3 protein-coding genes and 2 tRNA genes are annotated in these 2,592 nt (G+C 52.9%); 4 read left to right on the top strand and 1 reads right to left on the bottom strand.

Going from position 1 to position 2,592, the window contains the following annotated elements; genetic code table 11:
- Positions 1-129 precede the first annotated feature (129 nt).
- A tRNA-Arg gene (locus H1B37_RS32555) sits at positions 130-201 on the top strand.
- Between the two features lie 129 nt (positions 202-330).
- Positions 331-705 carry a hypothetical protein gene (locus H1B37_RS32560; RefSeq protein WP_182871443.1) on the top strand — a complete coding sequence of 125 codons (375 nt, stop codon included), beginning with the start codon at positions 331-333 and terminating at the stop codon, positions 703-705.
- A 5-nt stretch (positions 706-710) separates the two neighbouring features.
- On the opposite strand, the gene H1B37_RS32565 is transcribed toward H1B37_RS32560, so the two are convergent.
- Positions 711-1,094, bottom strand: a complete 384-nt coding sequence (locus H1B37_RS32565) for a four helix bundle protein (protein WP_182871444.1) — start codon at positions 1,092-1,094, stop codon at positions 711-713.
- A 52-nt stretch (positions 1,095-1,146) separates the two neighbouring features.
- On the opposite strand from H1B37_RS32565, the gene H1B37_RS32570 reads away from it, so the two are divergent.
- Positions 1,147-1,217 (top strand) — tRNA-Cys (locus tag H1B37_RS32570).
- 562 nt (positions 1,218-1,779) lie between these two features.
- Positions 1,780-2,145, top strand: coding sequence for a hypothetical protein (locus H1B37_RS32575; RefSeq protein WP_182871445.1), 366 nt, complete (start codon positions 1,780-1,782; stop codon positions 2,143-2,145).
- The last annotated feature ends 447 nt before the right edge of the window (positions 2,146-2,592 follow it).

The raw sequence follows: 2,592 nt of genomic DNA on the forward strand, positions 1-2,592 counted from the left end.
CCTGCCCGGAGGACTTGTTTCATCAGAGTCCCGGAAACGATTCCGTCGGATTCGAGATGGCGACAAAGGCGTACAATTCTCTCTGCGAATGCGAACGAACGGTCGGGTAAATCGCTCTTCATGTAAAATGCCTTGCGAGTGTGATGGATAGCACGACGGTTTACGGAACCGTTAGACGGGGTTCGACTCCCTGGCGAGGTGCTTTAACCCGACAGCCTATTTGGTTTGAGCCGTGCAGTTCACACTTCGGACTTCTCACTTCAAACTTCCAGAGTCCAGGTTCGATTCCTGGCGAGGACGCTTTTGACACTTTGATGAGGGAGCAAATCAATGAGAGACCAACACAACGAAACATCAGTTGCAGCGACCGGCGCAGGTGCGGTTCTGGCGGGAATCCTTTCGCTGTTCGCTCGATCGGCGGACGACGTCGCGCGGATGGGCGTTCACTGTGCGGACGACGTCGCGCGAGCATCTGTGACAACCTTCGATGACGTCGGCTCGATCATGGTCCGCAGCGGAGACGATGTGTTTCGGCAGGTAGATGACTTCCACGCAGCCAACCACCTGGACGACCTGCGAGTGGAAAACAGCACGTTGCGCATCGAAGCTGCAGCAAACGACGAGACGATTCTTGTCGATCTTGGACGCGGTGCGGCAGATCTTGCCGTTGACGCGATCCAACTTACAAATGATGACGAGCGGTAGCATGACTAGCGTTCGATTCTGGAAAGGTGAAGTTTGAACGACAACGAATCAACTTCGAACTTCACCCTTCCGATTGCCGTTTCGTCGGCCTGGCTCGCGAGTTTTTCGGCCGCATCGGTGGATGTGTATTCGAGACGTTTTGCGATTGTTAGCTGATACTCGACCTCACGTATGGATCCGAACGCCATGTCAAGGAAACGCAGGAAGTCTGCTTCCGAGTTGCGTGCACATCCTTCGACAATGTTTGACGCGATAGAAATGAAAGCTCGGCGAAGTTGCGATGTCAGCCCGAATATTTCGTCCTTTGGAAATGTCCTGGTTGCAGAGTAGACGGACATTACAAGCTGGTCGGCCAACTCAAAGGCTCGTAATTTTCGATGATCCCGCATTTTTCATTTCTCGCATTCTCAGGACTCACAACTCAAGACTCACCCCTATCCTAACGCTGGAGCCAGATGGCCAGGCAACCGGTTGCAACCCGGTCGAAGTGGGTTCGACTCCCACCGGCGTTTCTGACAGATCGACTGCAGGCTCGGATTACATCTGCTAAATGTGACCATCTGAGCTGTCCCTTCGTCGATCCGTCTTTATGAAGATTGAATCACGAAGAGAAAACGGTGAAAGAGGCAGGGCCATTTTCGCCCCCACTCTCATCCCACTCTTCGAGTTTCCTTTGGCGACTGCCGACTTGGAATCCATCCACCAACGATTGCGTCCGGTGAGCCCGGAGATCGTTTTGAAACGATCGGCAGGTTCGATTCCTGCACGCAAGTGATCTGAGTCAACCCTTCGTCGCCTACCATACACGACTGACTGCCGATTCGGAGTACACGGCAAGAAGTTTGAAGTGAGAAGGGTGAAGTGTGAAGGATTGCAGTTCCCGGTTTCAAACTTCGAACTTCACCCTTCAAACTTCCGAAATGCCGTTTTTACATTGCTTCCAGAGAGAAATACCGTGCGTGTGCAAGTCAATTTCTTCGTGATTTCGCCGACAGGCGTCGAGTAATCGCTCGTCGCACGAAGATTCCTTGCACCAACAAAACACACAATCTCTCAGCAGCAAATGTGAAAACCATGAAAGCTACAACGGACACTCCATCCTGCACGACCGTGGCGGCACGGATCGCGGGAGAAGACATTAAGCCAGGGGACTACGTCTCCGTCCTCAACGAAATCGTCGAGCTGCCTTCATTCTTATGGAGCTGCTCGGCCGCTTCGTTGCCGGTGGAGGATCCCGTTCGCATCCGATACATGCCAGACGAGGCGGGCCAGCCATTTAAGGTGGTCGCCGTTTGCTTGCCATTCGTTTATGCCAAACGGCCCAAAGGCGGGATCACCACATTCGACACCCGACAGCACCAGCTTGTTCGGCTCGACCGGCGAAACGGCCGTTCGGTGTGGAAACAGATCAAGAAGTCTTTGAGGAAGAAAAAGAAATAGCAACCGCACACGATCGACTGCCGATTCGGAGTACACGTTCGGAAGTTTGAAGTAAGAAGGGGGAAGTGTGAAAGAATGCGGTTCCCGTTTTCAAACTTCTAACTTCACCCTTCAAACTTTCAAACGCTTCGTCGATCGCGTTTTTGCATCACAACACTGTGGGAGAGACATCCGGCCTGCCGTCTCGTTCGATGACAAGCGGGAAGCTTCTCCTACAACAACAACTCGAAAACCACTGCATGCCGAAACGGCCCCACAGGTATGGGGCGTTTCGCTTGCGGTGGCCTACCGCTCGGACTCGACTGCCGGAGTGGAGTACAGGTTCGGAAGTTCGAAGTAAGAAGGGTGAAGTGTGAAAGAATGCGATTCCCGTTTTCAAACTTCTAACTTCACCCTTCAAACTTCCAAACGCTTCGTCGGGTCTTTTCATTTCGTCGTCGCGCAGGC

This window comes from Stieleria mannarensis, from assembly GCF_014154935.1.
In the GTDB taxonomy this organism is placed as follows: Bacteria; Planctomycetota; Planctomycetia; order Pirellulales; family Pirellulaceae; genus Stieleria; species Stieleria mannarensis.